This window comes from Thiocapsa rosea (genome assembly GCF_003634315.1).
GTDB lineage: Bacteria > Pseudomonadota > Gammaproteobacteria > Chromatiales > Chromatiaceae > Thiocapsa > Thiocapsa rosea.
Window position 1 is genome coordinate 3496418 of the sequence record NZ_RBXL01000001.1, and the last position, 19192, is coordinate 3515609.

Genomic DNA, 19192 nt, shown 5'->3' on the forward strand with positions numbered 1-19192 from the left:
GCGGAGACGCAGCTCAAAATCATCTGTGAATCAAAATCTTTGAACTGCGCGGCGCCGATCCTCGCAAGGGCCTGACCGGTGTCTAGGGGCGCCGATCTTCGCATGAACCGCTAAGCGCAGTTCAAATTCCCCATTGATCAAGGAAAGGCCGATAGAGTGCGGGATCGGCAGCGGTGGCCCCATGCTGCTCGACGATCCGAGAGGCGAAGGACTGGGCCCGCTCCAGGGTCGCCGCGAGCGGCCAGCGTCGAATCATGCCGAGGATGAGCACGGAGGCGAAGGCGTCGCCCGCGCCGACCGTGTCCTTGACCGCGAGTGCGGGCGCCGGTGCAACGCGCACCGGCGAGGTGTCGGGGCCGAGCGCGAAGGCGCCGTCGCCGCCGAGCGTCACGACGAGCCCGGTGAGCCCGTATTGCGCGAGGAATGCCGTCGCCAGCGCGGTGAGCTGCGCATCGTCGCCGTCGCCGTCGCCGTCGTTCGAGCTGGAGCCGGAGCCGTCGACCAGAAGGGTCAGCTCGCTGCGATTGAGCTTGACCCAGTCGGCACCCTGCAACAGTCCGCGCGTCTCGTCGGCAGACCACCAGGGATCGCGAAGATTCACGTCGAGGAAGCGCATGCCGTGACCGCGGCTCTTGAGCGCGCTCAGCGTTGCGGCGGAGACGGGGCGGCGCAGGGCCAGGGTGCCGTGATAGAGCAGATCCCCGGCAGGAGGCAGATCGTCCGCGCGGATATGGTCGAAGGCGCGATCGGGGATGATCTCGTAGGTCGGCTCGCCGTCGTCGAGTGTGACCCGGACCTCGCCTGTTGCATGATCCGGATCGGTTTGCAGGGCGCTCGTGTCCATTCCCCAGTCCTGCATCGCACGGCGCACCTGCTCGCCCTGCGGATCGTCGCCGACCGCACTGATCAGTCGTGGAGCCGCCCCGAAGGCACGTAGGTGCCAGGCGACGTTGAAGGGTGCTCCGCCGAGGACGCGTCGACCTCCGGGGAAGCAGTCGAAGAGAACCTCGCCGAAGATGTCGACGATCGGTTGCTTGGTTGATGAATCGGACATGGGGTGGCTCCTATCTCGTCGGTGCGGTCGCGAGGTCCGGCCGAAAATGGGCGATCCCTTCGAGGATCCCCGCGCTGTAGTTCCCGTTCATCCCCGACCAGCCGCCGCGGGCGCAGTAGAGACGATCCGCCTGTCCGTTGGCTGCAGCGAGACGCAGCGCTTGCTCGCGCACCTCGGGGTGACCGTTGGCGACCAGCACCGAAGGGATCGGACTGACCAAGACCTCGAGGTCGTTGCCGCTGTCGCCGGCAAAGAGTGTCGTCGTTTCGTCGTGACCGAGACGGCGCATGAGAAAGTCCACGGCGTGGTACTTGGTGGCCCCTGCCGGCAGCACGTCCAGCAATCCGATGTTCGCCGCCTCGTCGATGCTCCAAATCAGACTGGCGTGCACTCCACGCGGGGTCAGGCGGGCCTCCAGTTCGGATTTGAGCGCACCGCTGTCGGTATCGACGGGGGCATAGTAGCTCAGCTTGAAGGGGGCCTGCTTCTCCGCCTCCTGAAGCCGCAGGATCTCGAGATCCGCCAAGCGCTCGGCGAGTCGGTCGTGGCCGATGCCGGCCCAGTCACGGCCGATCTGCTCCTGCCAGTCGGCGAGCGGCACCCAATCACCCGCAGTGACCCTGAAGATGCTGGTCCCGACGTCGCCGATGACCACATCGGGAACGGGCAGGTCGTACTCGGCGATTGCCTCGCGCACCAGTCCCTGGTGGCGGCCCGACACGTAGGCCAGCGTCACCCCCGGTTGCGACACGAAGCGCCGAAAGCGCGGACGTGCGTCGGGCGACTCCGGTTCTGCCCCGTTGGGGACGAGGGTGCGGTCCAGATCCGTACAGAGCAACAGCGGCTTCATGATGCCTTACCGGGGGCGTTCGGAGCCGTGTCCGGGCCGAGGCCGGAGTTGGAGCCGGGGACGGTGCAGGTCCCGAAGAAGTCGTAGTGCTCGATGGCTTCCAGGATGCCGAGTGCGTGGGCCTCTCGAGCGAAGTAGATGTTGTCCATCTCCAGGAGCTGGGAGAGCTCCTCGTGGTGACGGTTCGCGACCACGACCGCGAGCGTGTTGCCCCGCATCATGTCCTCGTCCGCACCCGATCCGCCGGCCACCAGGATGTGCTCGAGCGGGATTCCGAAGCGATGGGCCACATAGCGCAGTGCTTGGCCCTTGCTCGCGCGGATCGGCACGACGTCGAGAAACTGCCCGAAGGCGTGAATGACGTTCACCGTCAGCTCGCGAGTGCGCAGCAGGGTGGTGATCTCCTCGACCGGCGGGGCGACAGTCGGGTCGTAGTGATAGGCGATTTTGAACCGACTCTGTTCGGTCCTACGTTGGGGCACGAGACCCGGCACATCCTCCAGGGCGCGGCGCACCGCCCGCGGATTCCAGAGGTGGTCGACATGCTCGCTCCAGAAGTCATCCACGACCAGGGCGGCGCTGTAATGGATCTCCGTCCCCAGGCTGGTAATCATGACGTCGGGGACCGGGATGCCGTGCCGTTTCAGCTCCACGAGGAGTGTATCGAGCCGGCGACCGGTCGCGATCCCGAAATTCGCACACCGCTTGTTGGTCCGCATCATCTCGATGAACAGCCGCACCCCTTCGCTGTTGCCGAGCAGGCTCTGATCCAGATCGGTGAAGAGTGCGCGGTCGCGGTAGATGAGACGACGGCGCAAGGGCGGCGTGGCCGGAATCGGCTCGGCCCGTTTGGTGAGCGGGGCGACGCGTTCGCGATAGGTCTCGGCGTGGGCCTGCCAGGAGTAACGGTCGCGCACGGCGGTCAGACCGTTCTGGATGAGTTCGCGGCGGAAGTCGTCGTCGCCCAGGATGCGAATCAGGGCGTCGGCCATGGCTCGGCGATCCAAGGGATCGACCAAGAGACCGTTCTTGCAGTTGCCGATGATGTCGACCGGACCGCCGTTCTCGGTGGCGACCAGCGGCAATCCGCTGGCGGCGGCCTCCAAGAGGGTCAGTCCGAAGGGCTCGGTCAGGGCCGGGTTGATGAAGACGCCGCCGGAGCGGGTGACGAGTCGATAGATCTCGGGCACCTCCTCGGAGCGATGATGTTTGGGTGCCGCGACCTTGCCGTAGAGGTCGTAGGCGTCGATGGTGAGCAAGACGTCGGTCAGAACGGTGCGTGCGCCCTCGTCGAGGTCGCGGATATCGTCCCGGTTGCCGGCGATGATCAGCAGATTGGCGAGTGACTGGAGTTCGGGGGATTCGCCGTAGGCTTCGAGCAGCGCGACGATGTTCTTGCGGTGATCGGCGCGCGAAAGCGCCAAGATCAAAGGCTTGTCGGGCTCGTCCAGGAAGCGGTCCACGTCCGCCGCAAAACCGATCGGCGGATCCTCTTCGGCGGGTGGGTGAAACTGAACCAGGTCGGTCCCCGGCGGGATGACGACCATGCGCTCGGGCTGGTAGTAATCGTAGAGCGCGTACTGCTCTTCGATCTCGTTGTAGGTACTGGTGATGACCAGATCCGCCGTGCCCAGGACACTCTCCTCGGCCTCGATACGACGCATCATGTTGTAGCGCGCATCGATCTGCTCGCCGTCGAGCCCGGCGGCGAGCAGCCGCTGGCGTTTGTCGCGCCCCAATGAATGGCCCGTGTGGACCAAGGGGATGCCGGCGAGATTGGAGAGCCGCACACCGACGTAACCGGCGTCCGCGTAATGGCTGTGGATGATCCCCGGCCACTGCGCTTCGTCGTGCAGGAAGGCGGTGAGATTGTCGACGAAGACGTCGAGATGATCCCAAAGCTGCTCTTTCGGGATGTAGCCCTCGGGTCCCGCATCGATCCTGACGATACGCGCCTTTTCGCTCAGCGCCTCGAAAGGCTCGGCATAATCCGGGCTGACGGCAGGATCGATGACCCGGCGGGTGACAAGATCGACGCGTGCGATGTCCGCGCGCTCGGCGAGTGCACGGGCGAGATCGACCACGTACTTGGTCTGGCCGCCGGTGTCGGCGTCGCGACCGAGCTCGAGGTCGTGTCCGCGAATCAAGCCATGGATACTGAGCAACAACACATACATTCAGACCACCCTTGGGGAACGGTCGGGCCGAAAGCGGCTACCGTTCGATGTCGAGAATTCCGAGCCTGGTCTCGGGCGGAAAGTTTCGGATCCAGGTGTCGAGTATCGCCAGCTCCGTGGGCAACCTGTCGATGGCGTCCGTTGCGTCGGAATAGCGCGCGTGCAGACCGTGAATCAGGACGAACCAGGGTCGGCCTTGGTAGCTCTCCTCGCGGAAATAGACGCGTGACGGCAGCGCTTCGCGGCGCGCGAAATCAAGCAGCTCGTCGAGCGAATAAAAGCCGATCAGTTGCAGCGCGAATGGTGTATTCCCGACGGCCAATGTCTCGTCGCCGATGCGGGTCGAAACCGACGGCGTCCCTTCGGCATCCGTCTCGAGTGTCGGAGCGGTCGGTTCGATGCTCTGAGGCGGGGCCTCCTCGACGGGCGGGGACGGGTCGTCGGCCTGCGGCGCGCTAGGCGTGAGGTCGGACGCCGGGTCTGGTTCGGGGGCGGCCTCGGGGGCCGGCTCGGACGTTGGCTCGGACGTTGGCTCGGCGTCCAGACCGGCAACATTCTCCGGTGTGTCCGGTAGCGCCTGGGCGGTCTCCTCCCGGGTCGCGCTCCCAGACGGCGACGCCTCGGCCTCGGCTTCGGGCAGCGCTTCCGCACTCGGCACCGACGCGTCTTCGGCCGGCGCGCCCGGGATCTCCTCGGCGGTTTTCGCGACCTTGTCGTCGATCGTTTCGGTCCAATCGGCTGGCTCGGGGGCGAGCCCTGCCTGCCCTTGATCGGTCGATGCCGTCTCCTCGGTCGCCGTCGGCGGAGCCGTATCCTCGACGCGTGGGGGCAAGGACTCCGACATGGCCGCAACCGAGGCGCGCAGCTCGGCCAAGCTCTCCTGTAGGGCCGCATCTTGGACGGCGACGCCAGCGAGCTGCTCGTAGTCGACACGCAGCCGGGCAACGTCTTCGAGCAGCGTGCGCCGGGCGGCATCCAGCTGACCGTAGGCCAGGAACAAGGCACCGCCGAGCAGGGCGGCGACCAACAGAAGTGATCCGAAAAAGACCGATGCCTGATGTTTGAGTCTGGCGTCGATCTCTTCGTGATGAGTCTGCCAGGCGCGCTGCAGACGATTGGTTGTCAGCCGACGGTCGTCGTCGACATCGGCGATTCGCGTCACGAGCGCGCTCTCGGCCGCTTGAAACTCAAGCCGATGGCGCGCCAACGCGTCGGACAGCGAGCCGATCTGATCGGCAAGGGTGGCCGTGTCTGCCGTGTTCTCCATGGGAGCCGCGTCCTTCAGTTAAACCGCGCCCTGCGCGGTCTGTGATGTTTTTGGATGGGATCGGCCTCGGCAGACTCAACGATTGTCGGAGCCGGCTCGGTTTAAGGTATTCAAAAATATTCAATTTTAAACCGCGTCTCACCGGGTTCGAGGAAATCTCCGAAGCCAAGCGCAACCTGAACACAATGCATGTCGCTCTGGACGCGTCTGGACGCGGTTTAAGCCGGTGCGCGAGTCGACCTGCAGCCTCGACATCCCGCCGCCGAGTTCCGGACACGGCGGCGCCTTGCGCAGGATCGGCAATGCACCGAAATATTCGTATGAGGCCGGTATATCATACCAGCCATGATCGACGTCGTCGGGGTAAGACCATCATGAGTGAATCGAAACAGGCTGAATCGCGGAAGGTCAGGGTGCTGTTCGTCTGCATGGGCAATATCTGTCGCTCTCCCACGGCGCACGGCGTCTTTCGGCAGCTGGTCGTCGACCGGGGCTTGTCGCATTGTGTCGAGATCGATTCCGCCGGAACCCATGCCTACCACGTCGGCGAGCCGCCGGATCGGCGCGCGCGGACGACGGCGTTCGAGCGCGGGATCGATATCGGCGATCTGCGCGCCCGTCTCGCCGAGCGCGCCGATTTCGAGTCCTTTGATTATGTACTGGCGATGGATCGAGACAACTACCGTATTCTGTCGAGCCTTTGTCCGGCGGGGATGGAGTCCAAGCTGCGGCTTTTTATGGAGTTCGCGCCCGATCTCGGGGTCCGGGACGTACCCGATCCCTATTATGGAGGGGCGCGCGGTTTCGATCAGGTCTTCGATCTGGTCGAGGCGGCATCCCAAGGACTCTTGGAGGACCTGCTCCAGCGGCATCTGCGTTAAGCCGCAGCGCCGACAGACGGGTGGGTAGACCGGGCAGATGACGTGCCGAGGCGTCGACACCCTTTAGCCCGCACCGACCTCCGCGTAACCGGCATGAGATCGAAAGCGGCGAAGATCCAGACGCAGATCCTCCGCGAGGCGCAGGTCGAGGTCGTGTGGATGGATCCCGATGCGGATCCAGCCCTGCCGGGCGGCACGTCGGCGATTGAGCCGGTTCCAAGCCCTGATGGCGACCGTGCGCAGTGCGGTATCCGCCTCGTAGCCGGTGAGCGGGACCGGATGCATCCGTCCGGTTTGAGCCGACAGAACCCCGCTGAAGAATTCATAACGTGTGAACGGCAGGCTCGAGAGTGTCGCGCGCGGGACGGGTCCCATCGCCCAAGCCGGCGGACAGTAGAGTGACGGGGCTGCGAGGCCCTGCTCGAGGAACCAGGCGTGACATCGCGCGATCAGGCGATGGATGGCAACCCGATCGAGCGCGAGGTGTTCGGCGACGTTGCGCGAGATCAAACGCGAATGGATTCGGTGGGCCAAGCCGGTGATGCGATCCACACGGTGGATCCAGCCGTGGCCGGCAAGCTCGCAGCCCCTCGTCTGGAATTCGCGCAGCCGCTCGACCCCCTCGTTGCCCCAGCCGACGCCGGGAACCACCAGCAGCGTGACGGGTGTGACCCCTTCGTTGTCGAGCAGAGCCAGGATGCGCTCGACCTGCGGCAAGGTCTCGGGCATGACGTCGTGCACCGAGACCAGAGCACGGACCTGCCGAGCGCTTGGGCCTGCCGCGGGCTCAGCGTTTCGCATCGACCGAATCGGCATAGTTGCCCGACAAGACCCCAAGCCAATGTTCCAGGTTGCGGTGGTTGATCTCCCGCGCGCCTTCGCGTCCCAGGTGTGCCTTGCGTTCGCGGATCGCCGGGTCCAGGTCGCGCAGCCGCGCCAAGGCATCGGCGAGGTGCTCGCCCTCGTGGATCCGGAAGATCCCCCTGCTCAGTAGATCCCAGCTCAGGATGCCGCAGGCCGAGGACACCAGCACCGGGCGTGCCCGTGCCATCGCCTCGAGCGCAACGGTGCCGAACGACTCGACCGTCGAGGGCAGGATCAAGGCGTCCATCTCGTCGATGAGGGCCATGATCCGACTGCGGCTGACCCAGCCTGAGTGTCCGAGGTTGGGTAGCCCTCGGCACTCCTTCTCCACCCACGCCCGCATCGGACCATCGCCGACGATCAGGAACTCGATGTCCGGGAGTCGGTGCGCAGCGGCGACGATGGCCTCCAAGTTCTTTTCAGGTGCCAGACGTCCGGCGAAAAGCACGCGAGCGACATCCCTGCCCGCCGGGGCGGGCGGCAGATCGAGAAAGCGCTGCGGGATCGGGGTGGCCATGAGGCTGACGCGGCGGGCACCGATCGATCGCGCAATCGCCATCATCTCTGCCGAGTTTGCCAAGACCAGATCGCTCTTGTCGAAGAGCAGCCGATGACAGGCACCGAGGTAGCCGTTGGCGATGCGGGCGCCGATACCCCAATTCCGGAACAGCGTTGTCAGGGCCTCGAAGTGGGTGTGGAAACCGACCACCAGTGCGGCTCCGTTGCGCTCGGCCAGATGCATCCCGAGCAGGCCGAACGGGCCAGGGGTCGGGACGATGACGACGTTCGGGCGGAGGCGATCGAGGCGTCGGCTCAAGAGCCAAGGGGAGGGCAAGACGATCTTCTGGGTGGAGTCGCCTGGCAGCGGGAGCGTCAGGCCCCCATACCAGGATCCCGCGCGACAACGCGGTGCGACCAAATCGACCCGGGCTCCGGCGGTCCTGAGATGGTCGGCGAGATCGCGGTAATAGGCGCCGACGCCGTTGCGCTCGGGAGCGGCGTCGGACACGATGGCGACACGCAGCTCGGCGGCGCAGGGATGCAGGGGCGTCCTAACACTGGTCCCCGCAGTGGATAGGTTCAGCATGGCGCACGGGTGTCCTGGTTGAGGATGAGCCCATGGGATCGTCGCCGGGCCTTGTCCCCGGGTGCATCGACGCTGCATCGGCCGCGCTCCGTGCCGACCGAGCGGCAAGCCGTGCGAAGACGGGTCCCGGATCGCGATCGATGTCCCCCCGAGAGAGTCCGAACTGCTCCAGGCTGTAGCCGTGAGCGCTTCGGTAGGTTTCGGCCTCGGCCGCGTGTCGTGCGATCGCGGCGCGGAACTGCGCACGCGCCGTTAGCCCGAGCTGCGCGTAGATGACCAGCACCCGACACGCCGGATCCGACTGCAACGCGCGCATGGTAACCCATGCGCAGCGCTCTTCGGGGAGTTCTCCCAACGCCCTTTCCAGATTCTTGTAATAGAAACCCAGTTGACCGGTCAAGCGCTCCCGGAAATCGGGGGTCGCGGACAGGACATCGAAGAAGTCGATTCCGGCCGCGAGCGAGCTCAGCTGAGACGGGAACGTGGCGTGCGGCTCGCGCAGACAGACGATGAAGCGCGCGTCGGGGAAGCGCGCCGCGAGACTGCCGGCCAGCGGGGCGAAGGCGGCGTTCTTCGACAAGAGCCGCTTCTCGGGACCATGGACGTAGAGATGTCGCTGCAGGCACCGATGATAGAAGTCCATCAGCCGTGCGCGGCGCGCCTCCGGCATGTCCTGGTCGAATAGGCCCATACGCCACAAGAGATCCGAGTGTGGGAAGGGTAGGACGAGGATGAAGCAGCACAGCACCGGCATGAGCGCGAAGTAGTCTTCTTCCGGGTCGCTCAGGCGCATGGGGTGGACGGCATCGAGGCCCTTGAAGGCGTGTCGTTCGATCCAGTCGAGCATGCGCCCGAGGGGGCGACCCACATGCGCATCGATCCGCCCGAGGCCGAGCCAGAAACGCCGTTGGGTGACCGACGGTGCGAAAAGACATTCCCAGGTCGAGAAGGTCGTCAGTGCAGTGTCGTCAGCGATGACGCGATGAAGGTGAGTGGTTCCGCTTCGGGGGACACCGAGCACGAACAGCGGCTCGCGGATCGCGACACGGCGATAACCGCGATAAAAGATCTCGTCGAGCAGGAAGCCGATCCAGTGGATCCCTTGGACAAGGGTGAAGAGCGGGATGAATCCACTCATCACCAGCATGCGTTTGGCGCTCGGCCGGGGACGGCCTGGCCCCGGCACGAATGTCCGATAGGTCAGACGGAGTAAGCCGGTCAGGCTCTCGAAAAACAGTCTGAGCATGATGACCCCGATGAGCCGGATCCTGCGTTGACGGTTTCAGACGATCTCGGTCGGTTGATCCGCGTCGACCCCGGGCGCGCATCAACCGCTGCTGCGCGGTTAAACCGCGCCCAGCGCGGTACGCGATGTTCTGGGATGAGATCGGCCCCGGCAGATTTGACGGCCGTTGGAGTCGGCGCGGTTTAAGAGATTAAAAACGATATCCTTTTAAACCGCGTCCCCGCTTTTCGGTTCGACCGGATCGGACGTCGGGGCCGCTGCCGCGGCGGGTGTCGGAGGGACAGGCTCGGGTCTCGACGTCGACCGATCGTCGGTGCCCGACGATGCAGCGCGTTCGCTCAGGACGCCTTCGGTCCCATCACGATAGGCGCCGGAACCGGCCGAGGGTTCGGTCGGCGTCCGAGGCTCGGCCGTCTCGGCGACGGGCGCCGGGCGCGGCAGCGTGGCCGTCGGCTCGCTCGTCGGGGCCGCATGCTTGACCGGCGTGACCGGCTCGCTCGCCGGGGCCTCGTGCTTGATCGGCGTGGCCGTCGGCTCGCTTGCCGGGGTCTCGTGCTTGATCGGCGCGGTCGGCTCGCTGCTCGGGGCCTCGTGCTTGATCGGCGCGGTCGGCTCGCTGCTCGGGGCCTCGTGCTTGATCGGCGCGGTCGGCTCGCTGCTCGGAGCCTCGTGCTTGATCGGTGCGGTCGGCTCGCTCGCCGGGGCCTCGTGCTTGATCGGTGTGGTCGGCTCGCTCGGCATCGATGCCTCGGTGCTCGAGTCGCCGTCCGGTCGAGGCTCAGCGCGGGTGCTTTCGCCCTGCGCGACGACTGCGCCCTCGCGGACCCGTCGGTCGGGTCTGTGCTCACGGGGTTTCGGGTCCGTCTCGGTCGATTCCGCGTGCGCCGGCTGCCGATCATGCGGTTGCGGGGGCATTTGGTCTGCTGTCGGACCCGAGGCGCCTTCGGTGCTGCCGCCCTCGTCTCCCGCGCCTTCCTTCGTCTCTGCGCCGGCCGAAGAGCGTCGGCGATTGCGGCCGCCGCGACGTCGACGCGAGGAGCGCGGCCGCTCGCCGCCCGGCGCTGCGTTGCCGTCTTGCCCCGGCTCGGCGCCGGGATCGGAGGTGTCGTCCGAGGCGTTGTCCGTACCCTCGGGTTGTTCGCCGAGGCGCGCGTCTTCGGCGCGTCCCGCCGGACGTCCGCGGTCGATCGAGTCCGTCGAGGTTGCGCCCGCTCCGCCGTTCTGCACGGCGGTCTCGCCGACGGGTGCGATCATCAGCGGATGATCCTCCGGCCGACTTCCGCGCGACGGCGCGGCGGCTCGATCGCTACTGGTCGTCGGCGTGTCGTCGCCATGACGTTCGGACCGTTGCCGACCCTCGCTGTGCTCGCCGGAGCCCTCGTCGCCGCGGGTATCTTGATCGCGCGACGCCTCGCCCGTGGGACGGCCTCCCTCGCTCGAACCGGAACTCCGTCGTCCGCGTCCGCGCGAGCCGCTCCGGCGCGAGCGTGTCTCGCCGTCGCGGCGGGCCTGGGTCTGCTCCTCGGTCTCGGGTCGCGTCGTCGGATCTGCTGCCGCGACAGCCTCGCTGCCCTGGCTGGCCTCGTTCCGGCTGCGGTTCGGCTCCGAGCGCGTCTGCTGCTCGGGTGCCGCTCGGCTGTGCCGACCCTGTTCCTGCCGCCCGCGCTCCCTTGGCGACTCGTCGCGTCGGGTCTGTGGTGGTCTGCTTTGGCTGCGGCGCTCGCCCGAATCGGCGGTGTGTCGCGGTTGCTGCGTGCGCGGCGCGGTCTCGGGCGCCGGGCGCTCGTCTGCGGGTGGCCTGTGGGTTGCAGGGACATCCGCTTCGGGCTGGCGCGGCGCAAAGAGCCCGGTCCAGATGCGTTTGAGCAGGCTTTCGGGCTCGCCGCGCTCCGCTTCGCGACGCACGGGTGTTTCGGGCTGGGGTGTCGGCGTCCAGCGTTGGGGGACCGGGGTCGCCGGCGAGACCTGCTTGACGGCCGGCTCCTCGGCCTGCACGGGTTGACCGAGCTTGGCGTAGAAGGGCGCGACCTTGGTCTCGGACGCTGCGGTCAGCTCGTAGCTCGACTGATCCGGGACGAGCTTGCCCGCGTCCTGGGTGCGTACGCGTTCGATCTGGTACTCAGGCGTTTCGAGTGCCTCGTTGGGCAGCAAGAGGACCTCGACGCCTTGGCGCTGCTCGATCTCCAGAATGCCGCGACGCTTCTCGTTGAGCAGGAAGGTCGCGACGCTCACCGGCAGCTGGGCGACGATGCGGTGGGTACTGTCCTTCATCGCCTCTTCTTCGACGATGCGCAGGATCGACAGCGCAAGCGACTCGACCCCGCGGACGGTCCCCTGACCCTTGCAGCGCGGGCAGACCTGCTGGCTCGACTCCCCGAGCGAGGGTCGCAGGCGCTGGCGCGACATCTCCAACAGACCGAAGCGCGAGATGCGGGCGACCTGCACCCGGGCGCGGTCGTGCTTGAGCGCGTCGCGCAGCCGATTCTCGACCTCGCGCTGGTTCTTCGGCGGCGTCATGTCGATGAAGTCGATGACGAAGAGTCCGCCCAGATCACGCAGACGCAGTTGGCGCGCGATCTCGTCGGCCGCTTCCAGGTTGGTGTTGAGCGCGGTCTCCTCGATATCGGCGCCCTTGGTGGCACGCGCCGAGTTGATGTCCACCGAGGTCAGCGCCTCGGTGTGGTCGATCACGATCGAGCCGCCGGAGGGCAGGCGCACCTCGCGCTGGAAGGCCGACTCGATCTGGCTCTCGATCTGATAGCGGGTGAAGAGCGGGACCTCGTCCTGGTAGAGCTTGAGCTTCTTCAGATTGCTCGGCATCACCTGGCGGATGAAGCTCTCGGCACGCTCGAAGACCGCCTTGTTGTCGATCAGGATCTCGCCGATGTCCACGCGCAGATAGTCGCGGATCGAACGGATGATGACGTCGCTCTCTTGATAGATGAGGAAGGGCGCCTTGCGGTCCTGCGCAGAGGTCTCGATCGCCTTCCAAAGCTGGAGCAGGTAGTCGAGGTCCCACTGGAGCTCCTCGACGTTCTTGCCCACGCCCGCGGTGCGCACGATCAAACCCATGTCTTCTGGGATCTCGAGCTGACTCATGGCGTCGCGCAGCTCGCTGCGATCCTGGCCCTCGATGCGTCGCGAGACCCCGCCGGCGCGCGGGTTATTGGGCATCAGCACCAGATAACGACCGGCCAGAGAGATGAAGGTGGTGAGTGCTGCCCCCTTGTTGCCGCGCTCTTCCTTGTCGATCTGAACGACGACCTCGCGGCCCTCGCGCACCGATTCCTTGATGCTGACGCGCGAGCCAGGTTTGACACTGTCGGGCTCGAAATAGGCCCGCGCGATCTCTTTGAGCGGGAGGAAGCCGTGCCGATCGGCACCGTAGTCGACGAAGGCGGCCTCGAGACTGGGCTCGACGCGGGTGATGATGCCTTTGTAGATGTTGGCCTTTTTCTGTTCTCGGCCGGGGGACTCGATATCGAGGTTGTAAAGCTGTTGACCGTCGACGGTCGCAACACGCAACTCTTCGGGCTGAGTTGCGTTGATCAGCATGCGTTTCATAGGGTTGTTTTCCGCACCACGACGCGTCTCCCGTCTGAGGGACTGCTCGCCGTGCGCCCCTGCAAACCTGCGGGCGGCTCGGCGTGTCGCCGTCGCGCCGACGAATCGGCCCGACGGCATCGACAGTGTCCGTTCAGACGGGCTCTCGGCCGATCCGGACGGGCACGCGCGTAGTCAGTAATGTTTTGTCGTCGACGAGCGCCCATTGGAGGCACTCGCACCTGATCGGCCCGCCCGGTTGGAGGGGGCCGATCTCGGGAGCGGCGAGGTCGGCGCCGGCTGCGCTGGTCTGCCGTCGTGCAGGGCGCGCGGCGCTCACAGGGTGTAGAATGCGCGGTCACCCGATAAAACGAGTCCGCGTCACCACTCGAGATCCCGCACATCGGCCTGCTCGGACATCGGATGCCGGCATGAGGGTCGGGGCCTTCCGAGCGGATGTGGCTCCACTCGCTCCGGCATCGTGACCGACCCTTGGCTGCGCTCGCCGCTCCGGGAAAAATCGCGTTTCCGCTGGCCAGCGCAAGCGTCCAAGTGTATCAGTAAACCTTATTTAGCATCAATTGAGCCACCCAGGCAGGCGCCATCATTCGTGAATCGACCTCATCCCCGTGCCGATCGCCGTCCGAACAAGCATGCCGCCGCCCGCGCAACAGGGGGGCGGGACGGCCTCCGGGGCCGCCCGGCTTCCGAGCGCGCCGGCCCCAAGAGCACTCCATCGAAGGGCTCTGAAGGCGTCGTCGCCGGTCCGAAACGCGCCGTCTTCCGAAGGGCTGACCCGAAGACGACCGGCCCCGGGAGTGGCGGACCCGGACGCACGCAGCCTAAGCGCTCCGGCCCGATGCCTGCGGTTGCCGAGCGTGCGCGTCCCGAGCCGGAGCTTCGGGATGATTCGTCCGTACGCGTGGTCTGCGTCGATGCCGAGTCCGACGGGCAGCGCATCGACAACTTTCTTCTGCGCCATCTCAAGGGCGTGCCGCGAAGCCACCTGTATCGGGTGATGCGTCGTGGCGAGGTGCGCGTCAACAAAGGTCGGGTCAAGGCCAGTCATCGGCTGCGCACGGGCGATCTGGTGCGCATCCCGCCGATGCGCACGGCCCTTGCGGAGACGCCCGTCCGGGTCCCTGTCTCGCGTCTCGCCCCGCTCGCGGAGGCGGTGCTCTACGAGGACGAGCGCCTTCTGGTCATCGACAAGCCCGCCGGCCTGGCCGTGCATGGCGGCAGCGGTCTGAGCTACGGCCTGATCGAATCGCTGCGCGAGCTGCGGCCCGGTCGCGAGCTGGAGCTGGTTCACCGTCTGGATCGCGACACCTCCGGCTGCATCCTCATCAGCAAGCGGCGCAGTGCATTGCGCGAGCTCCACGAGCTGATCCGCGAAGGCGCTATGGACAAGCGCTACATGGCCCTGATGATCGGGGAGCTGGAGCGCTCGAAGGTCGGTGTGGACGCACCGCTGAAGAAGAACGTGCTGCAGGGCGGCGAGCGGATGGTTCAAGTCGACCCGGAAGAGGGAAAACCGGCACGCACGGTGTTTCGACGTCTGGGACGCTTCCGCTCGGACGTCGGCGTGCTCACCCTGGTCGAAGCCGAGCTGATCACCGGGCGTACGCACCAGATCCGCGTCCATGCCGCTCATCTGGGAACCCCCTTGGCGGGCGACCCCAAATACGGCGACGAGAACGCGAATCGCGCCCTCAAGGCACTGGGATTGTCACGCTTGTTTTTGCACGCCTCCGCCTTGAGTTTTCAACTCGAAGCCGCCGATCGACCGCACCGTGTCGAGGCGCCCCTGCCCGATGACCTCGAGCATTTCCTGTCTGCCTTGGAGCCCGCCGCGTGACCTTCGACTTGATCGTGTTCGACTGGGACGGAACCCTGATGGATTCCGAGGCACGCATCGTCAATTGTCTTCAGGCGGCCTTCGGCGATCTCGGCCTTCCGCCGCCGGGCCGCGAGGCCGCGCGCGACGTCATCGGCCTGGGTCTCGACGAGGCCCTCTTGCGTCTGCATCCCGGAGCGGATCCGCAGATCCTCCGGGACTTGGTCACCGGCTACCGCCGCTATTTTCTCGAGATCGACGCGACGCCTTCGGTGCTCTTCGCCGGCGCTCGCGAGACCTTGAGTCAGCTGGCGGATTCGGGCTACCGCTTGGCCGTGGCCACGGGGAAGGGTCGCGTCGGACTCGACAAGGCACTCGTCGACACCGGTCTCGGCGGGCTCTTTCACGCGACCCGATGCGCCGACGAGACCTTGTCCAAGCCGAACCCGCAGATGTTGCTCGAGCTGATGGACGAGCTCGGCGCCGATGCCTCCGCCACGCTGATGATCGGCGACACCGAGTACGACATGCAGATGGCCATGAATGCCCGCACCAAGGCACTCGCCGTCTCCTACGGTGTCCATCCGGTCGAGCGTCTGATCACGCACTCCCCGCTGGACTGCATTCACGACATTGCAGCGCTGCCGGACTGGCTGACCGGATACGGTATGCGTTGAGCTGAGATCGCGGCGACTCGCTCGTCCGAGTGTCGCCGAGACCGAACGCCTAAACCGCGTCCACAGCGAGATATTCATTTTCGAGTGAGTTCGACGTTTGGTGCATCCACCCCACTTGGCGGGGACGCGGTTTAAAATAATCTATCTTTTAATCTCTTAAACCGCGCCGGCTCCAACAGTCGTCAAGTCTGCCGAGGTCGACCCCATCCATAAACACAGCAGACCGCGCCGGGCGCGGTTTAACCCGGGGAGCCAACCATGAATTGGAAGTTTTGGACCAAGCGTCGCGACGAGATGCCGTCGCCCGACGCGCCCGAGTGGGAGCGCGCGCTCATCAACAAGCTCGCGCTGGAGCACCTGCGCGACCAGAGACGCGGCCGCCGCTGGGGCATCTTCTTCAAGAGCCTGATTCTGGTGTATCTGATTGCCCTGGTGATCGCCGCCTACTCGCAGGATCTGCTCGAGCGCATCTCGCCGAGCGATGAGCACACGGCCGTGATCGACATCAAGGGTGTGATCGCGCCCGAGGCCGACGCAAGCGCTGACCGGGTCATTACGGCCCTGCGCGAAGCCTTCGAAGCCGACCGGGTCAAGGGCATCATCCTGCGCATCAACAGCCCCGGCGGCAGCCCCGTCCAGGCCGGCTACATCAACGACGAGATCAAGCGGCTGAAGGCCAAGTACAAGGAAGACAACGACAAGGAGATGCCCGTCTATGCGGTGGCGACCGACATCTGCGCTTCGGGCGGCTATTACATCGCCGTTGCCGCCGATTCGATCTATGCCGACAAGGCCAGCCTGGTCGGCTCCATCGGCGTACGCATCGGCAGCTTCGGTCTGAACGAGGCGATCCAGGAACTCGGGATCGAGCGGCGTCTGCTGACCGCCGGGGAGAACAAGGGAATCCTTGACCCCTTCTCGCCGCTGCCGCCGGATCAACGGGCCTTTATCCAGACCGTTCTCGACAACCTGCATGACCAGTTCATCGCCGAGGTCCAAGCCGGCCGCGGCGACCGCCTGAAAGGCGGCGAGGAGGTCTTCAGCGGACTCTTCTGGAGCGGCCAGGAGGCGGTCGCGTTGGGCTTGGTCGACGATCTCGGCAGCTCAAGCTCGGTCGCACGCGATGTGATCGGCGCGGAGAAGCTGGTCGATTACACCAAGAAACGCGATCTCTTCGAGAGCTTCTCGAGACGCATCGGTGCGAGCTTTGCGGCCGGATTGGTCGAGGCGCTCGGCGGGGGAGCGCCGCGCATCAACTATTGATGTCGGGCGGTTAAACCGTGTCCAGAGCGAGTTGTTCACGCCGCGTGCTCGGTTTATCCTCGGCGCCGATGACCTCGGGCCAGGCGCGCCGCGTCGGCGCGTGCGTTCGAGGTCTCGGCCCACCCTGGACGAGACCGACGACCATGAATCACACGATCGCCGATGCCGGATCCGCGCCCGCCATCCAGCTCCTCACCTGCAACGCCGAGTTGACGACGCCGCTTCGGGCGCTCCTGCTCGCGCAGGGGTTCATGCTCGAAACCTTCGAAACCCCCGAGCGACTGATCGGCGCACACCCGAGCCCGCGCGTGCTCTTGCTCGTTGATGTCGATGCTCTGCCCGATGCGGACACGCTCGGCGCACTCGTCGCGCAGGCGCAGCAGCGCGACGGGCAGCCGATACCGCTGGTTTGCCTGGCATCCGGGAACGACATCCGCCCCCGTCTCGCCGCGATGCGCGCAGGCGCCAGGGCCTATCTGCAGATGCCGATGGAGATCGAAGAGCTGACCGATCGGCTTTTGGGTCTGGCCGGCACGCAGTCGGTCTCGCCCGAGCGCGTGCTCGTCGTCGACGATCAGCCGGTGGCCGCGCTTTTCGCCGCCCGGGTGCTCGAATCGGCCGGCATGCTGACCGAGCGCGTGGGCGATGCGCTCGCGGTGCTCGATGCACTCGATGCCTTTGTTCCGGACCTGGTGCTCATGGATCTGCACATGCCCGGAGCAAGCGGCATCGAGCTGACCCGCATCATCCGCGAGCAAGACCGTTTCGCCGACCTGCCGATCGTCTTTCTCTCCGCCGAGTTGGACGCCGAGCAACAGATGGCGGCGCTGCGCGTCGGGGGCGATGACTTCCTCGCCAAGCCGGTTGCACCGGATCAACTCCTCGCCTGCGTGAGACAGCGACTGGGCCGCTCCCGCGAGCGCGCACGACGCCAAAGCGGTCCGGATGCGATCGATGCGCTCACGGGTCTCGCGAGCCTCGGGCGCCTCTTGGCGCGGCTCGGGCAGTTGATCGGTCGGGGCGGGACGGCCGGCCGCCGCGCGCTGGTCGTGCTGGACCTCGACGGCGACGAGGGTGCGCTGATGCGTCTTGCCGTTGCGGTTGCCGAGTCGTGCGGCGCCTCCGATCTAGCGGCACGCGTCGGCGAGCGCAGTTTGGCCGTCCTGATGCGACGCGACGACGCCGCGAGCCTCGGGCGCGCCTGTGGTCACTACGCGGATGAGCTGTCTCGGGCCGGCTTCGCTCCGGGACCCGGACGTGCCCTCGGAGTCGGCTGGTGCGCCTTGACGAACAGCGGCGGGGACGCCGTCACCTTGATGTCGCGAGCAGCCAAGGCCGCGCGCTCGGCCCGCGAGGCAGGCGATGGTCTGACCCTCGGGTACGGTTGCGAACCCGTGCCTGCTCGAACCTTGGACCATGACGCCGTGTCGACGGCCATCCTGACCGAGCGGCTGCAACTGCTCTTCGAGCCCATGGTTTCCCTGACCCCGGCAACCAGTGCGCGCTACGAGGTGTCGCCGCGCTTGGCCACCCCGGACGGCGAGCTACTGCCGCCGGTTGCCTTCATGCCGATCGCACAGCGCTGCGGATTGGCCGAGCGGCTGGATGCTTGGCTCTTGGCCAAGGGTCTGGACGCCATCGTGGCCTGCCGAGACGCCGGCCAGCCGGCACAGCTTTTTGTCTACCAATCGGTCCTCGGCGCCGGGCGCGAGGATTGGGTCGATCAGATCCGTGACGAGATCAACCGGCGCGATCTTTTTCGGTTGCGACCCGTCATCCAGTTTCAGGTCCAAGAAGCGGCGGCCGACCCGGCTCTCGCAGCCGACCGCGTGGCTCGCTTGGCCCGGCTCGGCATCCCGGTTTGTCTGAACGGTGTCGATGCCGAGAACGCCTCGGAGCGTGTGCTCGCGAGCGTTCCGGCCGCCTTCGCGCGCCTTGGGAGTACGACGGTACAGTCGCTCGACCCCGTGCCGTTGGCCGAGCTGGCCCGGCGCCTGCGTGAGCGTCGCCTGGGCGTGATCGCCGGCGGAGTCGATAGCTCGGAGACCATCGCGCGCCTGTGCCGCGCCGGTATCGATCTACTCCAAGGCCCTTTCGTCCAGCCCCCGAGCGCCGTCATGGACTATGACTTCAGCGGGGTGGACGCAGTTTGAGCGCCTCCGTCGAGGTGATCCGCTCTTAAACCGCGCCCGGCGCGGTATGCGATGTTTTTGGATGGGATCGGCCCCCGGCAGACTTGACGAGCTCTGGACGCGGTTTAAATGCCATGCCGAATCGTGGGGATTCGCCGGATGACTGGGCGGAGCTGGTCGGCGCGAGCACGACGGATTGGTCGGACGACGATAGCCCCGACGCCATGGCGCGAGATTCGGTTCGGCGTTAGGCTGTCGGCAGCCGGGCGCGCGAGCCTTGCCCGGATTCGTGTTTATCGAGCGACTTCATCCAT

At 66.2% G+C, this 19192-nt stretch carries 13 protein-coding genes; 5 read left to right on the top strand and 8 right to left on the bottom strand.

Going from position 1 to position 19192, the window contains the following annotated elements; translation table 11 throughout:
- Positions 1-121 precede the first annotated feature (121 nt).
- The 4 genes from BDD21_RS15785 to BDD21_RS15800 are packed head-to-tail and all read right to left on the bottom strand — an operon-like array spanning position 122 to position 5348.
- Positions 122-1054 (bottom strand): PfkB family carbohydrate kinase, encoded by a 933-nt coding sequence (locus BDD21_RS15785; protein ID WP_120797950.1) that lies wholly within the window; start codon positions 1052-1054, stop codon positions 122-124.
- 10 nt (positions 1055-1064) lie between these two features.
- Positions 1065-1904, bottom strand: coding sequence for an HAD-IIB family hydrolase (locus BDD21_RS15790; RefSeq protein WP_120797951.1), 840 nt, complete (start codon positions 1902-1904; stop codon positions 1065-1067).
- Positions 1901-4081 carry an HAD-IIB family hydrolase gene (locus tag BDD21_RS15795; RefSeq protein WP_120797952.1) on the bottom strand — a complete coding sequence of 727 codons (2181 nt, stop codon included), beginning with the start codon at positions 4079-4081 and terminating at the stop codon, positions 1901-1903. The genes BDD21_RS15790 and BDD21_RS15795 overlap by 4 nt, the downstream gene beginning before the upstream one ends.
- Positions 4082-4118: 37 nt before the next feature.
- The gene (locus tag BDD21_RS15800; protein ID WP_120797953.1) at positions 4119-5348 is read right to left on the bottom strand and encodes an SPOR domain-containing protein; all 1230 of its coding nucleotides are present in this window, start codon (positions 5346-5348) and stop codon (positions 4119-4121) included.
- Positions 5349-5722: 374 nt separating this feature from the next.
- Between BDD21_RS15800 and BDD21_RS15805 the strand changes: the two genes are divergently transcribed.
- Positions 5723-6229, top strand: a complete 507-nt coding sequence (locus BDD21_RS15805; protein ID WP_120797954.1) for a low molecular weight protein-tyrosine-phosphatase — start codon at positions 5723-5725, stop codon at positions 6227-6229.
- Between the two features lie 63 nt (positions 6230-6292).
- Here the strand turns inward: BDD21_RS15805 and BDD21_RS15810 are convergent, their stop codons facing one another.
- The 4 genes from BDD21_RS15810 to rne all read right to left on the bottom strand — a co-directional run bounded on the left by BDD21_RS15810 (position 6293) and on the right by rne (position 12990).
- Positions 6293-7030, bottom strand: a complete 738-nt coding sequence (locus BDD21_RS15810) for a polysaccharide deacetylase family protein (protein ID WP_120797955.1) — start codon at positions 7028-7030, stop codon at positions 6293-6295.
- Positions 7017-8180, bottom strand: a complete 1164-nt coding sequence (locus BDD21_RS15815) for a glycosyltransferase (protein ID WP_170164775.1) — start codon at positions 8178-8180, stop codon at positions 7017-7019. The genes BDD21_RS15810 and BDD21_RS15815 overlap by 14 nt, the downstream gene beginning before the upstream one ends.
- Positions 8146-9426 carry a sulfotransferase gene (locus BDD21_RS15820; protein ID WP_120797956.1) on the bottom strand — a complete coding sequence of 427 codons (1281 nt, stop codon included), beginning with the start codon at positions 9424-9426 and terminating at the stop codon, positions 8146-8148. The genes BDD21_RS15815 and BDD21_RS15820 overlap by 35 nt, the downstream gene beginning before the upstream one ends.
- A gap of 207 nt (positions 9427-9633) precedes the next feature.
- Positions 9634-12990, bottom strand: coding sequence for a ribonuclease E (gene rne / locus BDD21_RS15825; RefSeq protein WP_170164776.1), 3357 nt, complete (start codon positions 12988-12990; stop codon positions 9634-9636).
- An 838-nt stretch (positions 12991-13828) separates the two neighbouring features.
- Between rne and BDD21_RS15830 the strand changes: the two genes are divergently transcribed.
- The 4 genes from BDD21_RS15830 (at position 13829) to BDD21_RS15845 (ending at position 18899) form a co-directional block, all read left to right on the top strand.
- Positions 13829-14827, top strand: a complete 999-nt coding sequence (locus BDD21_RS15830; RefSeq protein ID WP_120797958.1) for an RluA family pseudouridine synthase — start codon at positions 13829-13831, stop codon at positions 14825-14827.
- Positions 14824-15483 carry an HAD-IA family hydrolase gene (locus BDD21_RS15835; protein ID WP_120797959.1) on the top strand — a complete coding sequence of 220 codons (660 nt, stop codon included), beginning with the start codon at positions 14824-14826 and terminating at the stop codon, positions 15481-15483. The genes BDD21_RS15830 and BDD21_RS15835 overlap by 4 nt, the downstream gene beginning before the upstream one ends.
- A gap of 258 nt (positions 15484-15741) precedes the next feature.
- Complete coding sequence (locus tag BDD21_RS15840; protein ID WP_120797960.1) at positions 15742-16746, top strand: S49 family peptidase; 1005 nt, start codon at positions 15742-15744, stop codon at positions 16744-16746.
- Positions 16747-16889: 143 nt separating this feature from the next.
- Positions 16890-18899 (top strand): response regulator, encoded by a 2010-nt coding sequence (locus tag BDD21_RS15845; RefSeq protein WP_170164777.1) that lies wholly within the window; start codon positions 16890-16892, stop codon positions 18897-18899.
- The last annotated feature ends 293 nt before the right edge of the window (positions 18900-19192 follow it).